Annotated in this window: 21 protein-coding genes; 13 read left to right on the top strand and 8 right to left on the bottom strand. The window is 41.2% G+C overall.

The window, feature by feature from the left end:
- The first annotated feature begins 2 nt into the window (after window positions 1-2).
- The 3 genes from nadD (at window position 3) to P162_RS06985 (ending at window position 4,346) form a co-directional block, all read left to right on the top strand.
- Window positions 3-581, top strand: a complete 579-nt coding sequence (gene nadD / locus P162_RS06975) for a nicotinate (nicotinamide) nucleotide adenylyltransferase (RefSeq protein WP_031426543.1) — start codon at window positions 3-5, stop codon at window positions 579-581.
- Window positions 582-1,681: 1,100 nt separating this feature from the next.
- Window positions 1,682-2,158, top strand: a complete 477-nt coding sequence (locus P162_RS06980) for a (2Fe-2S)-binding protein (protein ID WP_031426544.1) — start codon at window positions 1,682-1,684, stop codon at window positions 2,156-2,158.
- Between the two features lies 1 nt (window position 2,159).
- Entirely contained in the window at window positions 2,160-4,346 is a 2,187-nt protein-coding gene (locus tag P162_RS06985) for a xanthine dehydrogenase family protein molybdopterin-binding subunit (RefSeq protein ID WP_031426545.1), read from the top strand.
- Window positions 4,347-4,359: 13 nt separating this feature from the next.
- Here the strand turns inward: P162_RS06985 and P162_RS06990 are convergent, their stop codons facing one another.
- Window positions 4,360-5,301 carry a DUF1080 domain-containing protein gene (locus tag P162_RS06990; RefSeq protein WP_051907811.1) on the bottom strand — a complete coding sequence of 314 codons (942 nt, stop codon included), beginning with the start codon at window positions 5,299-5,301 and terminating at the stop codon, window positions 4,360-4,362.
- Between the two features lie 662 nt (window positions 5,302-5,963).
- Here P162_RS06990 and P162_RS06995 point away from each other — a divergent pair.
- The 3 genes from P162_RS06995 to P162_RS07005 all read left to right on the top strand — a co-directional run bounded on the left by P162_RS06995 (window position 5,964) and on the right by P162_RS07005 (window position 8,791).
- Complete coding sequence (locus P162_RS06995; protein WP_031426547.1) at window positions 5,964-6,128, top strand: lmo0937 family membrane protein; 165 nt, start codon at window positions 5,964-5,966, stop codon at window positions 6,126-6,128.
- 191 nt (window positions 6,129-6,319) lie between these two features.
- Window positions 6,320-8,095: a TrkH family potassium uptake protein gene (locus P162_RS07000; protein ID WP_051907812.1), complete on the top strand. Its 1,776-nt coding sequence runs from the start codon at window positions 6,320-6,322 to the stop codon at window positions 8,093-8,095.
- Window positions 8,096-8,104: 9 nt separating this feature from the next.
- On the top strand, window positions 8,105-8,791 hold the full coding sequence (locus P162_RS07005) for a potassium channel family protein (protein ID WP_031426549.1): 687 nt from the start codon (window positions 8,105-8,107) through the stop codon (window positions 8,789-8,791).
- A 131-nt stretch (window positions 8,792-8,922) separates the two neighbouring features.
- Here the strand turns inward: P162_RS07005 and P162_RS07010 are convergent, their stop codons facing one another.
- Both P162_RS07010 and P162_RS07015 read right to left on the bottom strand, forming a co-directional pair.
- Complete coding sequence (locus P162_RS07010; RefSeq protein ID WP_031426550.1) at window positions 8,923-9,432, bottom strand: acyl-CoA thioesterase; 510 nt, start codon at window positions 9,430-9,432, stop codon at window positions 8,923-8,925.
- A gap of 56 nt (window positions 9,433-9,488) precedes the next feature.
- On the bottom strand, window positions 9,489-10,424 hold the full coding sequence (locus P162_RS07015; protein WP_031426551.1) for an SPOR domain-containing protein: 936 nt from the start codon (window positions 10,422-10,424) through the stop codon (window positions 9,489-9,491).
- Window positions 10,425-10,517: 93 nt separating this feature from the next.
- On the opposite strand from P162_RS07015, the gene dprA reads away from it, so the two are divergent.
- Window positions 10,518-11,618 (top strand): DNA-processing protein DprA, encoded by a 1,101-nt coding sequence (dprA, locus tag P162_RS07020; protein WP_031426552.1) that lies wholly within the window; start codon window positions 10,518-10,520, stop codon window positions 11,616-11,618.
- Between the two features lie 28 nt (window positions 11,619-11,646).
- On the opposite strand, the gene trpS is transcribed toward dprA, so the two are convergent.
- The gene (gene trpS, locus P162_RS07025) at window positions 11,647-12,615 is read right to left on the bottom strand and encodes a tryptophan--tRNA ligase (RefSeq protein WP_031426553.1); all 969 of its coding nucleotides are present in this window, start codon (window positions 12,613-12,615) and stop codon (window positions 11,647-11,649) included.
- A 196-nt stretch (window positions 12,616-12,811) separates the two neighbouring features.
- Between trpS and P162_RS07030 the strand changes: the two genes are divergently transcribed.
- Window positions 12,812-13,555, top strand: a complete 744-nt coding sequence (locus tag P162_RS07030) for a lysophospholipid acyltransferase family protein (protein ID WP_031426554.1) — start codon at window positions 12,812-12,814, stop codon at window positions 13,553-13,555.
- Window positions 13,556-13,651: 96 nt separating this feature from the next.
- Here the strand turns inward: P162_RS07030 and P162_RS07035 are convergent, their stop codons facing one another.
- The 4 genes from P162_RS07035 to recA all read right to left on the bottom strand — a co-directional run bounded on the left by P162_RS07035 (window position 13,652) and on the right by recA (window position 17,268).
- On the bottom strand, window positions 13,652-15,193 hold the full coding sequence (locus tag P162_RS07035) for a hypothetical protein (protein ID WP_031426555.1): 1,542 nt from the start codon (window positions 15,191-15,193) through the stop codon (window positions 13,652-13,654).
- Window positions 15,190-15,738 (bottom strand): RNA polymerase sigma factor, encoded by a 549-nt coding sequence (locus tag P162_RS07040; protein WP_031426557.1) that lies wholly within the window; start codon window positions 15,736-15,738, stop codon window positions 15,190-15,192. Before P162_RS07040 ends, P162_RS07035 begins: the two co-directional genes overlap by 4 nt.
- 12 nt (window positions 15,739-15,750) lie before the next feature.
- Complete coding sequence (locus P162_RS07045) at window positions 15,751-16,179, bottom strand: hypothetical protein (RefSeq protein WP_051907813.1); 429 nt, start codon at window positions 16,177-16,179, stop codon at window positions 15,751-15,753.
- 66 nt (window positions 16,180-16,245) lie between these two features.
- A complete protein-coding gene (gene recA, locus P162_RS07050; protein WP_031426559.1) occupies window positions 16,246-17,268 on the bottom strand; it encodes a recombinase RecA in 1,023 nt (340 codons plus the stop codon).
- 239 nt (window positions 17,269-17,507) lie between these two features.
- Between recA and P162_RS07055 the strand changes: the two genes are divergently transcribed.
- The 5 genes from P162_RS07055 (at window position 17,508) to P162_RS07075 (ending at window position 23,858) form a co-directional block, all read left to right on the top strand.
- A complete protein-coding gene (locus P162_RS07055) occupies window positions 17,508-18,560 on the top strand; it encodes a rhodanese-related sulfurtransferase (RefSeq protein WP_031426560.1) in 1,053 nt (350 codons plus the stop codon).
- 291 nt (window positions 18,561-18,851) lie between these two features.
- A complete protein-coding gene (locus P162_RS07060) occupies window positions 18,852-20,156 on the top strand; it encodes a stage 0 sporulation family protein (RefSeq protein ID WP_035916936.1) in 1,305 nt (434 codons plus the stop codon).
- Window positions 20,157-20,642, top strand: coding sequence for a gliding motility lipoprotein GldH (locus P162_RS07065; RefSeq protein ID WP_031426562.1), 486 nt, complete (start codon window positions 20,157-20,159; stop codon window positions 20,640-20,642).
- Window positions 20,642-22,969: a penicillin-binding protein 1A gene (locus tag P162_RS07070; RefSeq protein ID WP_031426563.1), complete on the top strand. Its 2,328-nt coding sequence runs from the start codon at window positions 20,642-20,644 to the stop codon at window positions 22,967-22,969. Before P162_RS07065 ends, P162_RS07070 begins: the two co-directional genes overlap by 1 nt.
- 187 nt (window positions 22,970-23,156) lie before the next feature.
- Entirely contained in the window at window positions 23,157-23,858 is a 702-nt protein-coding gene (locus tag P162_RS07075; RefSeq protein ID WP_031426564.1) for a CoA transferase subunit A, read from the top strand.
- Window positions 23,859-23,895 lie beyond the last annotated feature (37 nt).

Below are 23,895 nucleotides of genomic sequence, written 5' to 3' on the forward strand. Positions count from 1 at the left end.
CTATGAAAATAGGTCTTTTTTTTGGCACTTTTAATCCCATTCACATAGGGCATCTCATTATTGCAAACCATATCGCAGAATATGGGGACCTGGACAAGGTCTGGCTCGTGATCACCCCGCACAACCCTTTTAAGAAAAAGAGCAGCCTGCTCAACGATCACCACCGCCATCAGCTCGTGATCGAAGCCGTAGAAGATTACCCCAAACTTGAACCAAGCACGATAGAATTCAATCTTCCGCAGCCTAATTATACCGTAAATACGCTAGTGCATTTACAGGAAAAATATCCTGAATATACCTTTTGCCCCATTATGGGTGAGGACAACCTAAAAAGTCTTCATAAATGGAAAAACCATGAGGTCATCCTACAAAATCATGAAATCCTGGTCTATCCCAGAATTTCTGAGGGTACGGTAAAACATCAATTTAAAGGTCATATCAAAATACAGGTGGTCAATGCACCTGTGGTCGAGATATCTTCTACGTTTATTAGAAAAGCGATCGCAGAAGGCAAAAACTGTAAACCCCTGCTTCCAGAAAGAGTCTGGAAATATATTGACGAGATGCAGTTTTACAGGTAAAGTTTTTTTGCGGAACAAACTATATTAAATTGTAAAAGATTCGGATTATTAAAGTCAGAAAGCCGCAAAATCGCTCAATAAATACTTCAAAAATGGCTAGAAACTCCTGTTTTGAGGTTGTTTTTTGGCTGTAAATGGCATTTATTTTTAAGAATAAACCAAATATTTTAATCTCAATACATAAGGTTGAAAAGCAATTTTATGTTTTAAAAACGAATCTCGCGTTAGGGATTGAAGTGAAAATCCTTTTTGTGAGGCACGAGCAAAAAGATTGAAACAAAAAGCCCGACCCGCAGGGAAACGCCCTAAACCAATAAAAAAATCATATTATTGAGCTACCACGAATCTCGCGTTAGGGATTGCAGCGAAAATCCTTTTTGTGAGGTATGAGCAAAAAGATTGAAACAAAAAGCCCGATCCGCAGGGAAACGCCCAAAAACGATTAAAAACCAAAGTATTAAGCTACAACGAATCTCGCGTTAGGGATTGAAGTGGAAATCCTTTTTGTGAGGTACGAGCAAAAAGATTGCAACAAAAAACCCTAACGCAGGGAAACGCCCTAAACCAATAAAAAAATCATATTATTGAGCTACCACGAATCTCGCGTTAGGGATTGAAGTGAAAATCCTTTTTGTGCGGTACGCGTAAAAAGATTGCAACAAAAAACCCGACCCCCAGGGAAACGCCCAAAAACAATAAAAAAACCAAATTATTAAGCTACAACGAATCTCGCGTTAGGGATTGAAGTGAAAATCCTTTTTGTGAGGTACGAGCAAAAAGATTGCAACAAAAAACCCGACCCGCAGGGTAACGCCCTAAACCAAAAAAAAATCAAAGTATTAAGCTACAACGAATCTCGCGTTAGGGATTGAAGTGGAAATCCTATTTGTGAGGAACGAGCAAAAAGATTGCAACGCAAAGCCCGACCCGCAGGGAAACGCCCAAAAACAACAAAAAACCCATATCTGGCTCCTATTTTAAGAAACTCTTGAGAACATTCGCCTTTACAATGAGTCTGCAGATCTTCATTTATTTCCCTATAAAATGCTAAAAGCAGTTGATTTTAAAGCTTTTATCGTACATTTTATAAAAAGAGATGTATGAAAACTTCTATTGCATTAGACGTAAATGGCGAAGAAAAAGAAATAAATGTAAGTCCTGACACTCCCCTGCTCTATGTACTCAGGAACAACCTTCAACTCAACGGACCCAAATTTGGCTGTGGATTGGAACAATGTGGTGCCTGTTTTGTGCTTTTGGATGGAGAGGCGCAACCTTCGTGCAGGTTGCCCGTAAGTGCCGCCACTGGCAAAAAAATCACCACTTTAGAAGGTTTAGCCCATAAAAATGGCAAATTACATGTAGTTCAGGAAGCTTTTATTACTGAGCAGGCCGCGCAATGCGGTTATTGCCTAAACGGATTAATCATGGGTTCTGTCGCGCTGCTCAACAAAAACAGTGCTCCCAGCACAGCGGAAATTAAAACCGCACTTGAAAAAAACATATGTCGTTGCGGGGTACACACCCGTGCGATCAAAGCGGTAAAAAGGGCGGCGTCTCAGAAAAATCAGGATTGATATGCAAAAGAAACGAAGAACATTCATTAAACAATTGGGCTGTGTGGGTATAGGATTTAGTATTGCCCCTACTCTTCTTTTTGCCGAAAACAACGCAGCAGACAACATCTGTGGCGCCATAATCGCTAACGACGATGCCATCAACGCGTGGTTAAAAGTGCTTGAAAATGGTAAAATCGAAATATTTACCGGGAAAATGGAACTGGGACAGGGCATACGCATTGCAGTTGCCCAGGTCGCTGCAGAAGAACTGAACACTGATCCCGAAAACATTAGTGTAAATCTGGCTGAAACAGGAATTACACCAGATGAAGGATATACCGCGGGAAGCAATTCCATCGTTTCTTCTGCAATGGCAGTTAGAAAGGCCGCAGCGTCTGCACGTGAAGTTTTACTTACACTTGCAGCAGAAAAATTAAGTACTGAAAAAAGCAGTCTAAGCTTAGAAAATGGCCACGTAATCCAAGGAACTCAAAAAGTAAGCTTTAGCACGATCCTCAACGGGAAACAATTCAACCAAAAATTAGATCCTGAGGTCAAAATACAGGCAAAAAAGACTAATAAATGGGTTGGAAAGCCAGTTCCCAGAAAAGATATAAGCGCCATGGTAACCGGGCAACATACGTATGTGCAGGACCTGCGTTTCCCTAATATGGTGCACGCCCGTATCCTTAGGCCAAAAGCCTACAACGCTGCACTAAATGCTTTGGACGCCAATTTTGTAACCAGTGCGGAGGGATTTTTAAAACTGGTGCGCATTGGTAGTTTTGTGGGCGTGATCGCCGAAGAGGAATACCAGGCCATAAAAATGCGGGAGCAGTTGAACCGCAGGGCAAAATGGGACATAAAGGAAACGTTACCCACAAAAACCAATTTAAAGAACTATATAAAAAACCTCCCCACCGACTCAAAAACGGATGAAAATAAGGGGAATTCGGCAGAAATTATAGATAAATCAGGGATTAAACATTCCGCTGCATATAGCAAACCTTATGTTATGCACGCCGCAAATGGCCCTTCGTGTGCTGTAGCTTTTTATCAGGATGACAAGCTTGAAATATGGAGCCATACACAAGGTGTATATCCTCTCAGAAAGACGCTTTCCACCCTTCTTGAACTTCCTGAAATCAACATTCATGTAAAAGGAATTCCCGGTTCGGGTTGTTATGGGCACAACGGTGCAGATGATGTTGCGGCAGAAGCGGCGCTCCTGGCTCTTGAATATCCTGGCAAGCATGTGCGCCTGCAATGGATGAGGGATGATGAGCACGGCTGGGAGCCTTATGGAACTGCCATGCTTATGGAACTCAAAGCCGGACTCGCAAAAGATGGAACGATAGAAGGCTGGCAATATGATCTGTGGTCTGATGCACATAGTACCCGCCCGGGCGGCAATCCCGAAAATTTACTTCCCGCGCGGTATCTCGATAGAGGTTACGGCGCGGCAGAAGGCGGTTTTAGGGGCGGAGCCATACGCAATGCCTTGCCCTATTATGATCTGCCAAACATAAAAAACAACTCTCACATCTTTCGGGGTCCATTGCGTACTTCTGCGCTTCGCGGTCTGGGAGCTTACGCCAATATTTTTGCCATCGAATGTTTTATGGATGAACTGGCGGAAAAATCTTCCATTGACCCGGTTGTTTTTCGATTGAACCACCTCAGTGATGTTCGTGCGAAAGATTGCCTTTCGCGACTGCGGGAAAATACCCAAAAACCGGAACTGGCAGAAAATGAAGGTTTGGGATTTGCCTTTTCCCGTTATAAAAATTCAGCCGCCTATTGTAGTGTTGCCGCACATGTTCATGTAAATTCCAAGACGGGTTCTGTTCAGGTAAAAAAAATGTGGGCGGTTATTGATGCGGGCGAAACCATAAACCCTGACGGATTAAAAAACCAGACGGAGGGCGGCATGATACAATCTGCTAGTTGGGCGCTAAAAGAAAAGGTTCTTTTTGATGAAAATCATATCACGAGCCTGGACTGGGAAACGTATCCCATTTTCCGATTTCCCGATATTCCCGAAGTGGAAGTGGAAATTATAGACCGACCAGAAGAACCGCCACTTGGTGCTGGCGAGGCCGCGCAAGGGCCAGCTACGGCAGCGGTTATCAATGCGATTTGGGATGCTACCGGAATTAGAATTAGGGATTTACCAGTGAAAAAAGAGGATTTGGTACGTGTTTAGACCATTATTCATACTATTCTTGAATAGGTGTAACTATTATATTCCTAAATTCAATCACACCATGATCGCCCTGTAGCATAAACGGGCCAGATTTTGCCTCTTCACTGTCAAGAGCGCCACCGGTTATACCGGGAATGATTTGATCTGTAATAACAGGAATTCCATTAGCGATAATGGAAACACGGTTTCCTATTAAAGTTATATCGCAGGCCTGCCATTCGCCTGCTGGATGGGCCGCCATAACCGTAGGGGGCAGAAAACCGTAAACCGCACTGAATTCTATATCTGATGGCTGCTTACCATAGCTATCTGTAATTTGAACTTCATAACGTCCCCGTAAATAAATTCCGCTGTTGCTGCCTTCGGGATAACGAAATTCGATATGAAGTTTAAAATTCATAAATTCTTCATCGGAGATCAGGTTTGATCCTGATTTTGGACTTTTTAAAATTCCGTTTTCTACCACCCATTGGTTTTCTCCCTTTGTGTGCCAACCGTCAAGATTGTTTGTATTGAGCAGGTTTTGAGGTTCGCCCCAGGTAGGATTCGGGTTATATTTTAAGGTGGGTGCACGTGATCCTGTCCATATTGCTTTGCTCCCATCTGTATAGATCATACTTCCTTCAAGTTGGTCACCTGTAATACGACCTTCAAACTCCATATCCTGACCTTCTGGTTCCCATTGTGGTGGGATGGAAAAGGTAAAGTTATTCCCATCAGATTTAACTTCGGCAATGGGGCGCGCACTACCGAAGGCGTAAACAAAACGTCCCACGAGCGTATTATTACCCGAATGTTTGACCTCAAGCCAGGAGGGCATTTCTTTACCGTCTTTTTTCATGACCAGATCCCAGCGCCCTTCCAACGGATTAGAGTCCTGAGCTTTTGCTTCAAAATCTGTCAGAAACAGGCAAAAAAGAGTAAAAAGGGGTAAAATTCGGTTTGTTATGGTCATTATTAAGGCATTTTAAGCGTTCTAGAGTAAATATACGGTTTTCCTTTTCTCTATTTTAAAGTAAGGTCGTTTCGTTCCCAGTACCCAAACTCCATATAACAGCCCGTGTATATGCGATCGCCCATAACTTTTACAGATCGAACTATCGTCTGATTTGGTGTTTGATAAAGTTTCCACTGCCCTCCATTATACTCTAATAAACCCGCATTATTCCCAAAATAGAGATGCTCATTTAAATCCTGGGATATGGTCCAATTCTGATTGTCCGCATTATAGCGCTAAGGAAGAAAGTTCTGAAAAGGAGGAAACTCTTGCGCCCAGTTACTATACGCAACAAGAAAGAAGACGAAAAACATATAATATCTGGGGTCTTTCAAATTAAATGGTTTTGATGCTGTTTCACTAAATTGACTACTCAACTATGTTAATGTAACTATCCACAAGGAATAGATTTTTATAGCAAAAGCTAACCTTTTAAATTTCAAGATACCTATAACCTAAAATAAACAGATTAATCAATTAACAAAATTTTTTGAAAATTTATATATTTCAATTGTGAAATTTTCGCCTAGATTATGAATATATCTCTAAATTATATAAATTTTAAGGATATGGTATAAAATCTTTACTATATTAGCACACTAACTAAAAAATCAATCATTATGAGAAGTATTCTTTGGCTCGTAGCCGTAGTTTGTATAGTAGTTTGGCTATTAGGACTTTTAGAAATTATACCAGGTATGGGAACAAGTAGTTTAATACACGTTCTTCTGGTAATTGCTGTTATTATTATCCTTTATAATATTATTTCTGGAAGAGGTATCTAATCAACTCTTGAAAAATTATATAAAATATAAGTAGCATAAATCCTACTAATTACCTTAGCAATTGTTTTTAATACTTTTAGGAGTATAGATTCAATTTCTAAGGTAATTTTTTTTTAAATAATGCCTAGATTAAATATCGCTATTCCGTATAAATAACTCAAATACGTTATTTTTGATCTTTCATTTTTTCCATGAAGGTAAATGCCCTCTTTTCTTCGCCTGCTTTAATTCGTTCGATATTCCGCATCAGTTTTATACTTAGTTGCTTCGGACTTTTCTTCTTGATTTACGATTTTGGCTACGCCAAAACAGCATTTTTACAGAATCTTATAAATGGGTTTTATTTCCTGGTAATCGCCGCTGGTATTATAACAACAGTACTTCGCTATGTACTAAAACGTAAAGATGTACGGTGGAATGTAATAATATTTGACCTCCTCAGCATTCTAGTGACGGTAAATGTGGTACTCATCCATTTTTTCTCTCACAATGCAGCCAGGCACCTTAGTTTTCTATACGATGATAACTGGATAAAATATGTGATCCTTCTTACTTTTATAAGGGAATTTGCCGAGCAAAAAGTCAGCTACAAAAAGACCTTTCTAAATCCTGCCCAACTTTTTATCGTAAGTTTTCTTGGCATAATTGTCATTGGCACATTCATGCTTATGTTGCCGAAAGCAACCTATGAAGGCCTTTCATTTACAAATGCACTCTTTACCTCCACAAGTGCGGTTTGTGTAACGGGTCTCGCCGTTGTAGATACCGGAACTTATTTCACACCACTGGGTCAGGTAATCCTTGTTATTCTAATACAGATGGGCGGTCTGGGAATCCTAACCTTTGCGAGTTACTTCAGTTATTTTTTTAAAGGTGGTGCAACTTATGAAAATCAGCTGGTCCTTACAGACATGACAAATTCTCAGAAAATAGGAGAAGTCTTTGAAACCCTGAAAAAGATCATAATAATTACCTTTTCCATAGAGATTTTAGGTGGTATTATCATTTATTTTACCCTTAAACCTGCCCTTTTCCAATCCTTTTCTGATGAAGTATTCTTTTCGGTATTTCATTCTATATCCGCTTTTTGCAATGCGGGTTTTTCAACATTATCAAGCAGTTTGTACCAGGAAGGTTTTCGGTTTAATTATGGTCTGCAACTAGTCATAATTGCCCTTTTTGTATTGGGCGGGCTAGGTTTCCCCATCATTGCCAATGTAATCAAATATGTAAAATACCTGTTTATAAACCGTGTACTACGCCCGAAGAAAAACGAGCGCCGCTATATACCATGGATTCTCAATATAAATAGTCGAATCACCCTGGTAACCACTATTTCATTGACGGTTCTGGGCACCATTGTCTTTTATATCAATGAATACAACAATACCCTTGCAGAACATCATGGCTTTGGCAAATTTGTTACAGCGCTTTTTGGCGCCACAACACCACGAACGGCTGGGTTCAACAATATAGATATAGGGGCGCTTAATTTTTCTACCATCATGCTCATATTCTTCCTTATGTGGATCGGTGCTTCTCCTGCTTCTACGGGAGGAGGTATAAAAACAAGTACTTTCGCCATTGCGACGCTTAACTTTTTAAGTTTGGCTAAAGGAAAAGACAAAATAGAGGTTTATCGGCGTGAGATCGCAGAAATTTCGGTGAGAAGAGCCTTTGCTACCATTTCCCTATCCCTGTTAGTAATAGGTATGGGCATTATACTTATATCTGTTTTTGATGAGGAAAAAACGTTGCTCAGCATAGCGTTTGAATGTTTTTCGGCATATAGTACAGTGGGGTTGAGTGTAGGGATCACGGCAGCATTGAGCATCCCTGCAAAAGCAGTAATCATTACCATAATGTTCATAGGCAGGGTAAGTATGCTCACCATTCTCATCGCGGTCTTCAAAAAGGCGAAACACAAAAATTACCGCTATCCCACCGAAGAAATAACCATTAATTAATTCAAGCACATGAAAATAATAGTTGTAGGCCTAGGAAATTTTGGCGGCTCTATTGCCTCTAAACTTACCCTTCGCGGAAATGAGGTAATAGGTATTGACCTAGATATGAACAAGGTTGAACATTATAAAGAAAAAGTATCGCATACCATACGTATGGATGCAACTGACGAAGCCACGGTAAGCGGTCTTCCCCTTAAAGATACTGATATTGTGATCGTAGCTATAGGCGAAGATCAGGGGGTAAATGTGATGGTCACCGCTCTTTTTAAAAATTTCAAAGTAAAAAGACTTATCAGCCGTTCCATAAATACGCTGCATGAGAAAGTCCTCGTCGCCATAGGCGTAGATGATATTGCGAGACCTGAGCAGGAAACAGCAGAACGCTGGGCAAAAAAACTATGTTTTAAGGGCGTAGTGGATTCTTTTGAGCTTACTAAAGATTTTAGTATCGTAGAGGCAGACGTGCCCAAAAAATATCTAAATCAAACCATTGGGGATATCAATCTGCGTGAAAAATACAAGATCCTTATTTTAACGATATTAAAAAAAGAGGAAGTAGAAACAGTAATAGGTCAAACTAAAACCAACACAACTTCTCTTGGCGTTCCACCGGCAACATACGTATTACAAAAAGCCGACATCTTGGTTCTTTATGGTTCGAATGAAGATATTCAGGAGTTTTTAAAAACAAACTAAGTTTTAAAAGGGGATTTTAAAATAGTAAAATAGTTCGAAAAACACCTCAATTACCTGTTATTTAGGGTCTTTTAAGTCGGTTTTAAGTGCAAATAAAGCATTTTTAAAGGCGGAATTCAGGATGTATCCAGCTAAACAAATAGTGCTTTAAGTTCTGTAGCCTCATGCGCTTTCATCTTACCTGCAAGCACTAGACTTAACTGCTTGCGGCGCAGTGCAGCCTTAAAACGCTCTTCCTCAAGTTCTGTCTCCGGTTCAAGAGGCGGTACCGCTACAGGATTGCCCGTATCGTCTACGGCAACGAATGTATAAATGGCCTCGTTTGCCTTAGAGCGCAAACCACTTTCACGATCTTCTATCCACACATCTATGATCACTTCCATAGAAGTTTTAAAAGCGCGGGAAATAGCTGCCTCAACGGTCACAACACTACCTAAAGGAATGGTTTTGTTAAAAGCGACATGATTGACGGCCGCGGTAACCACGATGCGTCTGGAATGCCTTCTGGCGGCAATACTCGCTACACGGTCCATACGGGCAAGCAACTCCCCACCGAACATATTTTCTAGGGGATTGGTCTCGTTTGGCAACACGAGATCTGTTTGTATTGTTCTGGAATCTTTGGGATTTTTACTGGTCATCTCTAAATGCAAATTTTTAAAGATGCGAAGTTAAGCTAATCGAAAGAGACTGCGCCTTACTTATTTTTCTCAAGTTCTTCAACAAGCATCCAGGCACCTTGATTGTCGTTTTGACGCACTTGGCGCAAAGCAATAAGTGCCTCATTGGCATCGGCATAACTGCCATAAACCACCTGGTGAAGTCCAAATTTATTTTCACCTATCTGCCTCGCTTTGTACCCTTCTTCCCTCAGTTGGTCTACGCGGGTCTGTGCATTTTCCTCTTTACGGAATGCCCCGGCAACAATATGATACTTGCCTTTTGGCTTAAAAGCATTTAAAGTGATGGTGGGCAGCGGACTATTGATGGTAAAAGTTGCTTCCTGTATTTGGTTTTCAAGTTTAGAAACCGCTTCTTGTTTTGCCGCAACATTGTGGTCCTCCACATCTTTTAGGTACATATAGCCCATACTGCCGGAAAGGCCTATGGCCAGCAATCCCGCTGCCGCATACTTCATCCAAACACGATTTCTGTTTGTTGGATGATTTTGAAATGAAACTACTTTTTCATCGGAAAGCTGCGATTCTTCTTCTACTGCAATAGGATTGGCCACTACGGAAGAAAGTCCAAAGGCATCGGTCAAATAGTTGATCTCATGCTGTGGCTCAAAAACAAGGGCATCTTCCTGATTTAAGGAAAAAGCGCCTATTTTGTCAAGATTGACCACTTTTTTATCCTGAAGTTTGACCTTTAGGGAACGTACGGCAGCCTCAATGCTCCGTACCGCTTCCTCATAACTAATGCCTTCGCAATTGCTAATATACTTGGCAAGCAAACCATCGTTTGTATCTACCTGGGTATTAAAAGATATACGCTTCTGCGGTGGGAAAAATGAATTTTCCTCACTGTTTAATCGTGCAGGGTTACGGTGACTTAAAAAGGCACCTAAGCCCGGTACGATCACGCATTCATATCTATAAAGTAGGTCGCTAATGTAGTTTTCCAATTGCATGTGGTAAAAATATAAAAAAATCAGGTTGACAAAAATGCTTTCCGTTTAGTTTTATAAACAATTTGCAATATATTTAACCTCAGACCAGTAGCCATGACCGAAAATGAACTTATTGCACTTCTCACCCTTCAGCGGGTTCCTAACCTGGGCGATGCTTCCATAAAAAAACTAATTCACCATACCGGGAGCGCCGAGGCTCTTTTTAAAGAAAAACCGGCAAACCTTTTGCGTATAGACGGCATAGGAACTCATAAAATCAAAGAACTACATGCTTCGGAACATAAAAATGCGGCGCTAGAAGAATTGAGGTTTATAACCGAAAATAAAATCACCTGCACCGCGTATACTCAACCAGGGTATCCTGACCGCCTAAAACACTGCATAGATGGCCCTATTTTACTTTTTAAGCGCGGAAACATCGATCTTTCTAACCGAAGGATGCTCTCTATAGTAGGTACGCGCAAGGTTACTCCCCATGGTATTGCCCAGACACAGAAGCTTATTGAGGAACTTGCCGTACTAAATCCAGTAATTATTTCCGGGTTTGCCTATGGGGTGGATATTACCGCGCACAGGGCAGCACTACAAAACAACTTGCAAACTATAGGCGTAGTTGCACATGGGCTAAATCAGATTTACCCAAAAGTGCATAAAAAATACATGCAGGAGGTGGAAGAAAACGGCGGATTTATTAGTGATTTCTGGAGCAGCGATCCCTTTGACCGCAAAAACTTTTTGCGCCGCAACCGCATCATCGCAGGTATGAGCGAGGCCACCATTGTTATAGAAAGTGCCGCAAAAGGCGGCTCGTTAGTTACGGCAGACATTGCAAACTCTTACAATCGCGAGGTCTTCGCCATGCCGGGTCGCCCGGGCGACAGTCAGAGCATAGGCTGTAACAATCTTATCAAAACCCAGCAAGCTCGATTGATAACCAGTGCAGCAGATGTTGTTTATGTACTTAACTGGGACTTAAAAGAAGATCTGGCTCCGGTACAAAAACAACTTTTTATAGATCTCAATGAAGAGGAAGAACGACTCTACACCTTTTTGAACAAGAACGGCAAGGAGGAACTCGATTTTATCGCCCTGCATTGTAACTTCCCAACCTATAAAACCGCCGGACTTTTACTTAACATGGAAATAAAAGGCGTGGTCAGACCTTTGCCCGGAAAACGTTTTGAGCTTACCTAAAAACAATAAAAATCGACTAAAAAACCGGCTAATAACCCAGTTTTTGACGTACCCGCACCAATACTTCCCCTGCAACTTTACTGGCTTTCTGAGCACCATAACTTAATGCTTCATCTATTTTTTCAAGGTTGTCCATATAGTATGCGTAGGTTTCCCGTTCCTTTTTGAAATGCGTGAGAATCTTCTCATAAAGGGCTTTTTTTGCATGGCCATAACCATAACCGCCTTTTTCATAGTTATCGCGCATTGCTGCCAGTTCCTCTTTTGAGGCAATAAGTTTATAAATGGCGAAGACATTGCAAGTATCGGGGTCTTTAGGATCTTCAAGCGGGGTACTGTCTGTGGCTATTGCCATAATCTCCTTGCGCAATGCTTTGTCAGATTGAAAAAGGGTAATCGTGTTACCCTTGCTCTTGCTCATTTTTGCCCCATCTGCGCCCGGTATGTACATCGTTTCCTCGTGTAATCGCAATTCTGGTATTACAAAGGTTTCACCCATGCGCGCATGAAAGCGGGATGCGACGTCGCGGGTCATTTCCAGATGCTGGGATTGATCTTTCCCCACAGGTACGATTTCGGCATCATAAAGAAGGATATCTGCCGCCATGAGCATGGGATATGTGAAAAGGCCCGTATTTACATCTTCAAGCCGGTCTGCTTTATCCTTAAAACTATGGGCAAGGGTGAGGCGCTGGTAAGGGAAAAAACAACTCAGGTACCAGGAAAGTTCTGTAACCTGCGGAATATCGCTTTGTCTGTAAAAAACAGTTTTTTCTATATCCAGTCCACATGCGAGCCAGGAAGCTGCGGTGGAATAAGTGTTTTGTCTTAGGGTCTCCCGGTCTTTGATCTGCGTAAGTGAGTGCAGGTCTGCAATAAAAAAGAAAGAATCATTTTCGGCCTCATTTGCCATGTTAACGGCTGGTATGATTGCGCCTAAAAGGTTTCCCAAGTGTGGGGTTCCCGTACTTTGTACCCCGGTCAATATTCTGGACATAGTTTTGTTTTTGCACTGTAAAACTACATATTCTAGGTAAAAAGTGCCCTTTTTAAAGGTATAATTAGCTTTAATTGCCCATATTTAGCGCTTTGAAGCGATCACTTAAACGTGCTGAACCCTCTATATATAATTTTCCTATTTTTGAGCCACAACCTAAATGCCGTGCTATAAACCAAAAAGCTATAGCAAATACATGAAACCACTAAGAACTTTTGCCGTTTTCCTATTCCGTATATGGTTTTATGTACTGGTGGCGATCCCTATTTTTGCCATGCTTCCCTTATTGCTTATTTCTGTAATAAAAGAAAGTTGGTACCCACTATACTACCGTATGGCGCAATTCTGGGCTCGTTTTATTTTATACGGTTGTGGATTCTGGCCTCAGGTAAAGCGCCTGCAAGACACAATAGATGGAAAGAGTTACATGTATATTGCAAACCATACTTCAATTACAGATATTATGCTCATGCTGCACTGCGTGCGCCAGCCTTTTGTGTTTGTGGGCAAACAGGAACTTGCCCGTTTTCCGTTGTTCGGATTTTTGTATAGACGCACCTGTATTTTAGTAGACCGCAAGGATGCCAAAAGCCGAAGGGCCGTTTTTGAATCTGCCCAGAAAAAACTGAAAATGGGTTATGGGATCTGTATTTTTCCCGAAGGCAGGGTGCCTGATGACTATAATCTGCTTATTGATAGCTTCAAGGACGGCGCCTTTAGACTTGCCATAGAACATCAACTACCTATCGTTCCCCTCGTCTTTTATGATAACAAAAAACGCTTCTCCTATCAATTTGAATTTGCATCGCCCGGGAGAATGAGGGCTAAAATATTACCATTTGTAGATACTGAAAACATAACGCCAGATGGCAGACGCCAACTGCGTGACCATTGTTACGAACTTATAAAAGCGGAACTTAAATCAGGTACTGACCATTAAAATATAAAAAGCAGACCTAACCAGAAGCTGCTTTGTATCATTACCAGAACAATGAATGATCAATAAAACTAAAAGCAGTTATTTCCTTGCACCTTTTTAAAATTTTATACTAAAACCAGTATACAATCCCAGATAATAGGGTTTAAAATCGCTCGAATTATTTTTATACGCATTGAGCTGATATTTAAACATAGGTTCCAGATTGAATTTTATCTCATCTGTGAATTTATAGTTTAAACCAACGCCCACATTTGTTGAAAAACTGACGTCATTGAGGTTCGTAGCTTCTGGGAGTTCGGTTTTAAAGGAATCGCCATTAAAAACAAGTGCGTTGTCATTTAGAAATAAAGTGCTCAATCCGCCTATAAATTGCAGGCCTATTCTACTTTCCAGCACTGCGTATTCTATTTCCATGGGAATTTCATAATAGGCAAGACTTTGATTTACAAAACCCTGCGTGGTATTTAACGTGGGTATTTCTACAATACTGGGAGACGCATTTTCTTGCGGCGCACGCACTGCGCTTTCAATCATAAGCACATCAGATTTTTTATTAAAACTCGCGCTCTGCAAGGCATTTCCCTGAAAACCTGCAGACAAAATAGCATCATTTGTAGTGTAACTCAGATCGATTTTATGGAGACCAGAACGCACGGTGATTTTTTCATTCACCGCGTAGCTCAATAAAACCCCATAACTCATGTTCACCCCACCTTCTTTAGTATTTTGCTCAAACTGGGGCGCAATACCAGAGCCGCTAAAACTGTTATAATAAACTGGCGCCACATTAGGCATTACCGCCCATCGTTTTGAATTTTTCAGCCCCTCTTCATCTTGAGAGTTTTCTTCTGCAATACTGGCCGCGCGCTCTTCTTCTACAACCTGATCCAGCGATTTGTCTTCACCTGTATCTTTAGGCTCATTTTCCGCAGACTCATTCGTAACGATTGCTTCGGAACTGTCCTTTATAACATTCTGTTGATGCTGGATGCTATCTTCTTGAACCGCAATCGCTCTGTTTTCTTTGGAATTAAGCTGTTTTCTGCCATTTTTAGCCGATATTCCGGAAGTATTTGCCGTATTTATAGTGCTTTGTGATGTTTTTTCAGTGGTGTTTGTTGCGACTGCTTTTTGAGAGGAACTCATGCTACGTGAATTTTCTTCATCTTGGGGATCAGCAACAACTTCATAAGAATCTTCTATTTCAGAATCTGCCAAAACCCCCTGAGAATCGGTCGTTTCATCCATATTTTTAACCAATTTAGCGTCTGTTTTCGTGGTTTTTTCACTTTTCTGTTCCGTGTTGGAAACGATAGATTGCTCGATCGAATCTTTAACAATATCAGGTCGACCTACATACTTTTCACTTTGTGTTTCTGTACTGTCTTCCGTTACTAATTGCGGGTCGCTTTCCTGAAAGAAATCCGTTTTAGGGGCAAAAATGAGATTTCCTGCCAATAACAATAATGCAAGCAATGCCGCGGCACCGCTAAGTTTCCACCAGAGCGGAACCACTTTTTTCTTTTTCTTCTGACCCAGGCGCTGTTCTATCTTTGACCATACCTCATCAGAGGGATGCGCTTCAAAGTTTTTGAACCGCTCTTGAAAGAGTCTATCTATTTCCTTTTTTTCCTTCACTGCGTTGACGAATGTATATCGTTTTGCGCATAATACGCTTCTATTTTTTCTTTTAATATCAATCTTGCCCGGGAAAGGTTTGACTTTGAGGTATTCTCTGAAATTTTTAGCATTTCGGCTACTTCCTTATGGGAAAATCCGTCTAGCGCATACAAGTTGAAAACCAGGCGATATCGATCTGGTAAGTCCTGTATGATTTTCAGTAAAAAGGGTAGGGGTAGCTGTTCATCATCTATTTCAACTTCCACCTCTGGGATCTGCCCTTCATTTACAATATCAAATACCGGTTGCTGGCGATAGCACTGCAACGCGGTATTGATAACGATGCGTTTTAACCAGCCATCAAAAGAACCTTTAAAAGTGTATTGCCCTATTTTTGTGAATACCGTAATAAAAGCATCCTGCAGATTGTCTTCTGCTTCCTCGCGGTTGCGGGAATACTTTATTGATACGGAATATAACATACTGGCATAACGCCGGTAAAGTTCTTCCCGGGCGCTGGCTTTTTCTTTTTTACAGTCCTTAATGAGTTGGTCTAGACTCACATTTTTGATTTATTAACGATCCTTTACGGGAATGGTTTTGGTCAGATAAATAGGCTCGTCAGTAGCGTCAAAACCAGTCAAGAAATTAAAGGTATAACTGTAACTGTAAATTACCTCAAAATTGAGGTTGTTAGATATCGTATCAGGTGCCGTTCCACAATCTGCAATTTCAGATACGCGGTTGAGAGCACCCACAAATCGAATACTGTCAGTTGAAGTTGGATTAGAAGGATCTACCTGAAACCCATAAAAATTAGAACAGTCGCTTACTTGTGAAGTAATCTTAAAATTATACCTTTTTCCTATTTCCAGCGTATCTGGGAGTTCGACATTAGTAATATTGGCGTATTCAAACTTTACATCTTGACCGCCGTCATCATCGTTAAGGGAACAGCTTGTAATCAATGCCGTAAGTCCCAAAACCAAAAAAACCTTTTTCATAATTGTTTACTATTTTTATATAGATGCACAATTATGAAAAAGGTTGCGTTAAGGGACAAAAAAACTTTATCCGTTCGCTATCTTAATAGCCTCTTTGATTTTTACCTCAAGTTCCTCCATAAGATCTGGGTTGTCTTTTAATAATGCTTTTACCGCGTCGCGTCCCTGTCCTAACTTGGTATCCTCATAGCTAAACCACGAACCACTCTTTTTAATAATCTCGTAATCAACGCCTACATCAATAATTTCCCCTACTTTAGAAATCCCCTCGCCGTACATGATATCAAATTCTGCCTGGCGGAAAGGTGGCGCCACTTTGTTCTTGACCACTTTAACACGGGTTTTGTTACCCATAACGTTACCGTTACTGTCTTTGATCTGGGTAGAACGTCTAATATCCAAACGTACCGAGCAATAAAATTTTAAAGCATTACCACCGGTCGTAGTCTCGGGATTTCCGAACATTACCCCTATTTTTTCACGTAACTGGTTAATGAAAATAACCGTACATTTTGTTTTACTGATAGAGCCGGTGAGTTTTCTTAGCGCTTGTGACATCAATCGCGCATGAAGACCCATTTTTGAATCCCCCATTTCACCTTCAATCTCACTTTTTGGCGTCAATGCGGCAACCGAGTCAATCACAATAATATCAATGGCCCCAGACCGGATTAAATTATCTGTGATTTCCAGTGCCTGCTCCCCATTATCTGGCTGGGAGATGATTAAGTTTTCTATATCTACATTCAGGTTTTCTGCATAAAAGCGGTCAAAAGCATGCTCCGCATCTATAAATGCCGCGATACCGCCTGCTTTTTGCGCTTCGGCGATGGCGTGTAAAGTAAGGGTCGTTTTACCAGAAGATTCAGGACCATAAATTTCTATAACCCTACCACGTGGCAGACCACCTACTCCCAATGCAAGGTCAAGCCCTAAGGAACCTGTTGAGATCACCTCAACATCCTGAACCGCATCATCGCCCATTTTCATTACCGTACCCTTGCCATAGGTTTTATCCATTTTATCAAGGGTAAGCTGTAATGCTTTTAGCTTTGCATCTTTTTCTTTGCTCGTGGTTTCTTTGCTCATAGTTGACTTTAAATACTGTAAACCGCTAAATTACCACTTCTTTTCAAGTACAGCAAAGGAATTATGTCCAAAAATTAGGAATTTTTCCGAATTATATCTTAAAATCTAAACAAGCCTGTAGTGGTAAATATGGACTTCATAGCAGGAATCTTCTACCGGGTCTCAATAAAGAACACCTTTGCCCATAATTTTAAAAATATGTAATTTTGCGGAACTTTTAACCTTAATCTAAGTATAGCATGCAACTGTACAATACCTTAAGCGCAAAAGAAAGGGCCGCTCTTATTGATGAGGCCGGTGATGAACGACTTACCCTTTCTTTTTATCAATATGCCAAAATAGGCAACCCCGCACTTTTTAGAAACCACCTTTTTGTTCACTGGGATGAACTGGAAGTTTTGGGCCGTATTTATGTAGCCCACGAAGGGATCAATGCGCAGCTTTCACTTCCTGCACGGCATTTTTCAGCATTTAAAGATTTTCTGGATGGTATTTATTTCCTTGAAAATGTACGCCTCAATATTGCCATTGAGCAGGATGCAAAATCCTTTTTAAAGCTCAAGGTCAAAGTGCGCAACAAGATTGTGGCAGATGGCCTTGAGGATGACTCTTTTGATGTGACCAATAAAGGTATTCACGTAGACGCGAAGACTTTTAACGACCTGATTGAAGATAAGGACACCGTTCTGGTAGACATGCGCAACCATTATGAAAGTGAGATAGGGCATTTTAAAAACGCGATTACGCCAGATGTGGACACGTTTCGGGATTCGCTTGATCTTATTGAAGCTGATCTTAAGGACCATAAAGAAGACAAGAAACTGGTCATGTATTGTACGGGCGGCATTCGTTGTGAAAAAGCGAGTGCCTATTATAAACATAAAGGCTTTAAACAGGTTTACCAGCTGGAAGGCGGCATCATTGAATATGCGCGCCAGGTGGAGCAACAGCAACTGGAAAATAAATTCCGTGGGAAAAACTTCGTTTTTGACCATCGCCGTGGTGAGCGCATCACAGACGAGATCATATCCCACTGTCACCAGTGTGGCAAACCATGCGACACCCATGTGAATTGTGCCAATGAGGCCTGTCACTTGTTATTTATTCAATGTGAAGAATGTGCCAGCGCAATGAAAGATTGTTGCTCAACAAGCTGTATGGAAATTATGGCACTTCCAGAAGAAGAACAGAAAAAACTGCGGCAGGGCATCCCTAACAGTAATAAGATATTCAAAAAAGGAAGGTCTGAAAAATTGAAGTTTCAACGGGAAAATTTGCCTCTAAAAGGTTAGTTTATCACTGAAATGGGGTGTTTTTCAGCCTTAATTGTCCGTTTTTTTATCCTTTTTAAACGTTATTTATTCTAAAAAATACTGCTCCTGAGGTGCCTGTTTTTTTAGATTTGAGAAACACTTCGGTTAACCGGAGAATGGCAAGAATATTTACTATATTTTTGAATCGCTTAATTCTTTGTGATTAAGCTGAATTTTGTGCGAAATCCTTTCGTCTCAAAAGACAACAAATAAAGATCGCGACATACAGATTTAGCGCTGGTTGTTAGCGGTTTTAAAAAATATAAAATCATGGCGTGTGGAAATTGTGGTACGACCGAAAACGGTCAACCACGTGGATGTAAGAATAATGGTACCTGTGGTACAGATGGATGTAATAAACTCACGGTCTTTGACTGGCTTTCCAATATGGATCTGCCCATGGGGCAAAAACCCTTTGATTTTGTAGAAGTCCGTTTTAAGAACAGCAGGAAAGAATTTTATAAAAATACCGAAAACCTCTCCCTTCATATAGGGGATCTCATCGCCGTAGAAGCCGCTTCTGGTCACGATATAGGTATCGTGAGCCTTACCGGCGAGCTTGTGCGCATACAAATGAAAAAAAAGAGGGAGCCCTATAATACGGATACCTTTAGTAAAATTTACCGGAAAGCTTCCCAGCGCGATGTGGATATCTGGACAGAGGCAAAAGCCCGTGAAGATGCCATGAAGGTACGTTCGCGCCAGATTGCGATAAGGTTAAAGCTGGAAATGAAGATTTCTGACATTGAATTTCAGGGAGATGGTTCTAAAGCCACTTTTTATTATACTGCTGAAGAACGGGTTGATTTCAGGCAACTGATCAAAGAATTTGCACAGGAGTTTCATACCCGTATTGAGATGCGGCAAATAGGTTTCCGCCAGGAGGCATCCCGTCTGGGCGGCATTGGCTCCTGCGGCCGCGAACTTTGCTGTTCTACCTGGCTAACGGACTTTAGGTCTGTAACCACGGGCGCGGCGCGATACCAGCAACTTTCGCTCAATCCTCAAAAACTTGCCGGTCAGTGTGGCAAGCTAAAATGCTGCCTCAACTATGAGCTGGATTCGTACATGGATGCGCTAAAAGATTTCCCGAGGACGGAACAAAAGCTTAAAACCGAAAAAGGCACTGCGGTATGTCAAAAAATCGACATTTTTCAGGGACATTTGTGGTATGCTTACGAAGGCGAGTGGATGAACTGGCACAAACTCACCACAACGCAGGCGAATGAAATCATAGAGGCCAATAAAAAAGGTACCGAAGTGGCAAGTCTTGAGGAATATGCGGCAGAGCTGATAGAAGATACTAAACCTGATTTTGGAAACGTTGTAGGACAGGATAGCCTTACCCGTTTTGACCAGCCGCAACGTACCCGCAAAAAGCGAAAAAAACGCAGTAGTAAGCCTAATCCCGGTTCTCAACGGGATAAGAAAACAGCTGTGAAGCCAGATGCAAAGGTATCTGATGACGCTGCCAAAAAAAGCAGACGATCGCGAAAGCCGAGACGTAATAATAATTCTTCGGCAAAGAAGGCACAGAATAAAAACAACGACACTCAGCATAAGCAGTCAGAATAAATGCGTAGTATTTTTTTATTTTTAATGGCCGTATTCTTATGTTGTTCCTGTGATGATGCAGCTTTTCACACCCAGAAAGATCTGCCCAATTCCTGGCATAAAGATTCTGCCGTGGTGCTAAAGGTTGATAAACTTGATAGTGTGAAGCCCTATAATTTATTTATCACATTGCGCAACGACAATACCTATAAATACAGCAATCTTTTTTTGATAACTCAAATTCAGTTCCCTAACGGTAAAACCCTTACGGATACCTTAGAATATGCCATGGCAAATCCTGATGGTACCTGGTTAGGCACAGGTTTTGGTGATCTAAAGGAAAATAAATTATGGTATAGGGAAAATGTACTCTTTAATGAGAAGGGTGTCTATACTTTTTCCGTACGGCAGGCAATGCGACGTAATGGGGATGTGCAGCCCCTTACAACCCTTGAGGGGATTCATGATGTGGGACTGCGCATAGAAAAAACAAGCAATAAGAAATAATGGCCAAAAAAACGACTTCGAAAAAAGGGAAAAGTCCTCAGAACAATTCAAAATACATCAAGATTTTCTGGGGGATTTTTAGTGGTGGACTTCTAATAGTAGTATTGATATTCCTTTTTGCCAGTTGGGGGCTTTTTGGACCCCTGCCCAGTTTTGAAGAACTGGAAAACCCAGAAAGCAATCTTGCTACAGAAATATTGTCTTCTGATGGGAAAACGCTGGGTAAATTCTATAATGAAAACCGTACTCCGATTAAATATGAAGACCTTCCACAAAACCTTATTGATGCGGTTACCTCCACAGAGGATAGACGTTTTTATGATCATTCTGGAATAGACCTGCGCGGTACGATGCGCGCGGTTGTTTATCTGGGGTCAGAAGGTGGTGCGAGTACCATAACACAGCAGTTGGCAAAGCTCCTATTCTCAGACACGCCAAGCAATAAAATAGAACGCGTACTGCAAAAAGTCAGGGAATGGATTATTGCCGCCCGTCTGGAACGCCAGTATACGAAGCAGGAAATTATTACCATGTACCTTAACAAGATGGATTTTCTTTACAATGCCATTGGCATTCGTTCTGCTTCTCGCATTTATTTTGATAAGGAGCCACGTGACCTGAAACCGGAAGAATCTGCCATTATTGCGGGCATGCTTAAAAACCCCAGGCAGTTTAATCCCTATCGTGAAATATCCAAAGATAACGCATTGGGAAGGCGCAATGTAGTCCTGGGATTGATGGAACAAACCGGTAAACTTACCGCGCAGCAAAAAGATAGCCTCGTCGACCTGCCTGTAAAGGTCACATTTTCTCCGGAAGGACATTCTGATGGTATCGCCACGTATTTTAGGGAATACTTAAGGGCCTTTGTAACAGACTGGATCAAAGAAAACCCTAAAGGCGTGGACAAAGACGGAAACGAGGAATATTATAACATTTATCGCGATGGCCTGGTTATCTCCACCACCATAGATTCCCGCATGCAGCAAAATGCTGAAGAAGCCGTTACTGCGCATATATCAAACCTTCAAAAGGAATTTGATAAACAAAATGAAAAAAACAGCACGGCACCTTTCCGAGATATTACCAAGGATGAAGAAGAAAGGATCATTCAGCGAGCCATCAAAAACAGCGACCGATGGCGAAAAATGAGTGCTAAGGATATTTCCGAAGAACAGATCAAAAAATCTTTCGACATTAAAACGGACATGCGTATTTTCAGTTGGCAGGGGGATATTGACACCTTGATGACACCGCGCGATTCCATATTGTATTACAAACGCTTCCTGCGTTCAGGTTTATTAAGTATTACACCACAGACCGGGGAAGTCAAGGCCTGGGTAGGTGGGATCAATTATAAGCATTTTCAGTATGACCATGTTAAAACAGGTAAACGTCAGGTAGGTTCTACTTTTAAACCCTTTTTATATGCTGCTGCTATAGATCAATTACATCTATCGCCATGTGATACGTTATCTAACGTGCCGTATTGTATTCCCGCCGGCGAAATGGGACTTGAAAAAGACTGGTGCCCAGATAATTCTGGTGGGGAATATGGTGGTATGGTCAGTTTAAAAAGCGCCCTTGCACGCTCTATAAACACAGTTTCGGCAAAATTAATGCATAAAGTAGGTCCCAGGCCAGTCATTGATCTTGCAAAAAAATTAGGTGTGGATACTAGAAATATCCCCGAAGTACCATCTATTGCATTGGGTACGGCAGATTTAAGTCTTTACGATATGGTTTCTGCGTATGCTACTTTTGCAAATCAGGGCGTGCATATTGACCCGCAAATCGTTACGACCATTGTAGATAAAAACGGTACGATTTTATATCAAAATGTTCCACAGGCGGCAGATGTACTGAGCAAAGAATCAGCTTATGTAATGCTTAACCTTATGGAAGGCGTTACGCAGTATGGATCTGGGGTACGTTTGCGTACAGGGGCAAACAATCGTTATGATTTTAAAAATGTGATAACAGATTATCCCTGGGCTTTTACTAACCCTATCGCAGGAAAGACGGGAACAACGCAAAACCAAAGTGATGGTTGGTTTATGGGTATTGTTCCTAATCTTGCCACGGGGGTTTGGGTAGGTGGTGAAGAAAGGTCTGTACACTTTTCCAGTATAACCTATGGACAGGGTGCAACCATGGCACTTCCTATCTGGGCCATTTATATGAAGAAGAATTACGCTCAGGATAGTTTGAAAATCTCTAAAGAAGAATTTGAGCGGCCCGAAAAACTTACCATTGCCGTAGATTGTGATTCTATCGTGAAGAAACCTAAAGATCAAGGCTACATACCAGATGAACTCGATTTTTAAAATTTAATTTTTAAGATTCTTATATAAAAGGGCGCACCATGCGCCCTTTTTTTATTTCCTAATTTGAGCACTAAAACACTCCAAATTATATCAAAAAAGTATTCTTTAAAGATTTCAACTTAAGATTTTGATAAATTGATGGTGTAGCGCCGGCATTTTTGTATTTTTCTTAGATAAAACAATATACATGATAAATAAAACCGTATCCTCGATAGAAGAAGCCTTAAGTGGAGTAAAAGATGGGATGACGATGCTATTGGGAGGCTTTGGCCTAAGCGGTATACCGGAAAATGCAATTGCTCAGTTGGTACGGCTCAATGTAAAAGAACTTACCTGCATTTCCAATAATGCCGGCGTGGATGACTTTGGACTGGGTTTACTTTTAAAAAAACACCAGATCAAAAAAATGATCTCTTCTTATGTAGGCGAAAATGCAGAATTTGAACGTCAAATGCTTAGCGGTGAGCTAGATGTAGAGCTCATCCCACAAGGAACGCTTGCAGAACGCTGCCGTGCAGCACAGGCAGGATTTCCCGCATTTTATACTCCTGCGGGATATGGTACCGAAGTGGCAGAAGGCAAAGAAACACGGGAATTTGATGGTAAAATGTATGTTTTAGAAGAAGCTTTTAAGGCAGATTTTGCCTTTATTAAAGCCTGGAAAGGCGACGAAGCGGGTAACCTTATATTTAAAGGTACCGCGCGCAATTTTAACCCAAATATGTGCGGAGCCGCAAAAATTACCGTTGCAGAAGTAGAAGAACTACTCCCGGTAGGATCCCTGGACCCCAATCAAATCCATATCCCAGGTATTTTTGTACAACGCATCGTTCAGGGAAAAAACTACGAGAAGCGTATTGAACAACGTACCGTACGACAATCTTCCTAAACCCAATCCCCCTAACTCCAGTCCCCCTAACCCCCAA

Source organism: Flavimarina sp. Hel_I_48, from assembly GCF_000733945.1.
Lineage (GTDB): Bacteria > Bacteroidota > Bacteroidia > Flavobacteriales > Flavobacteriaceae > Leeuwenhoekiella.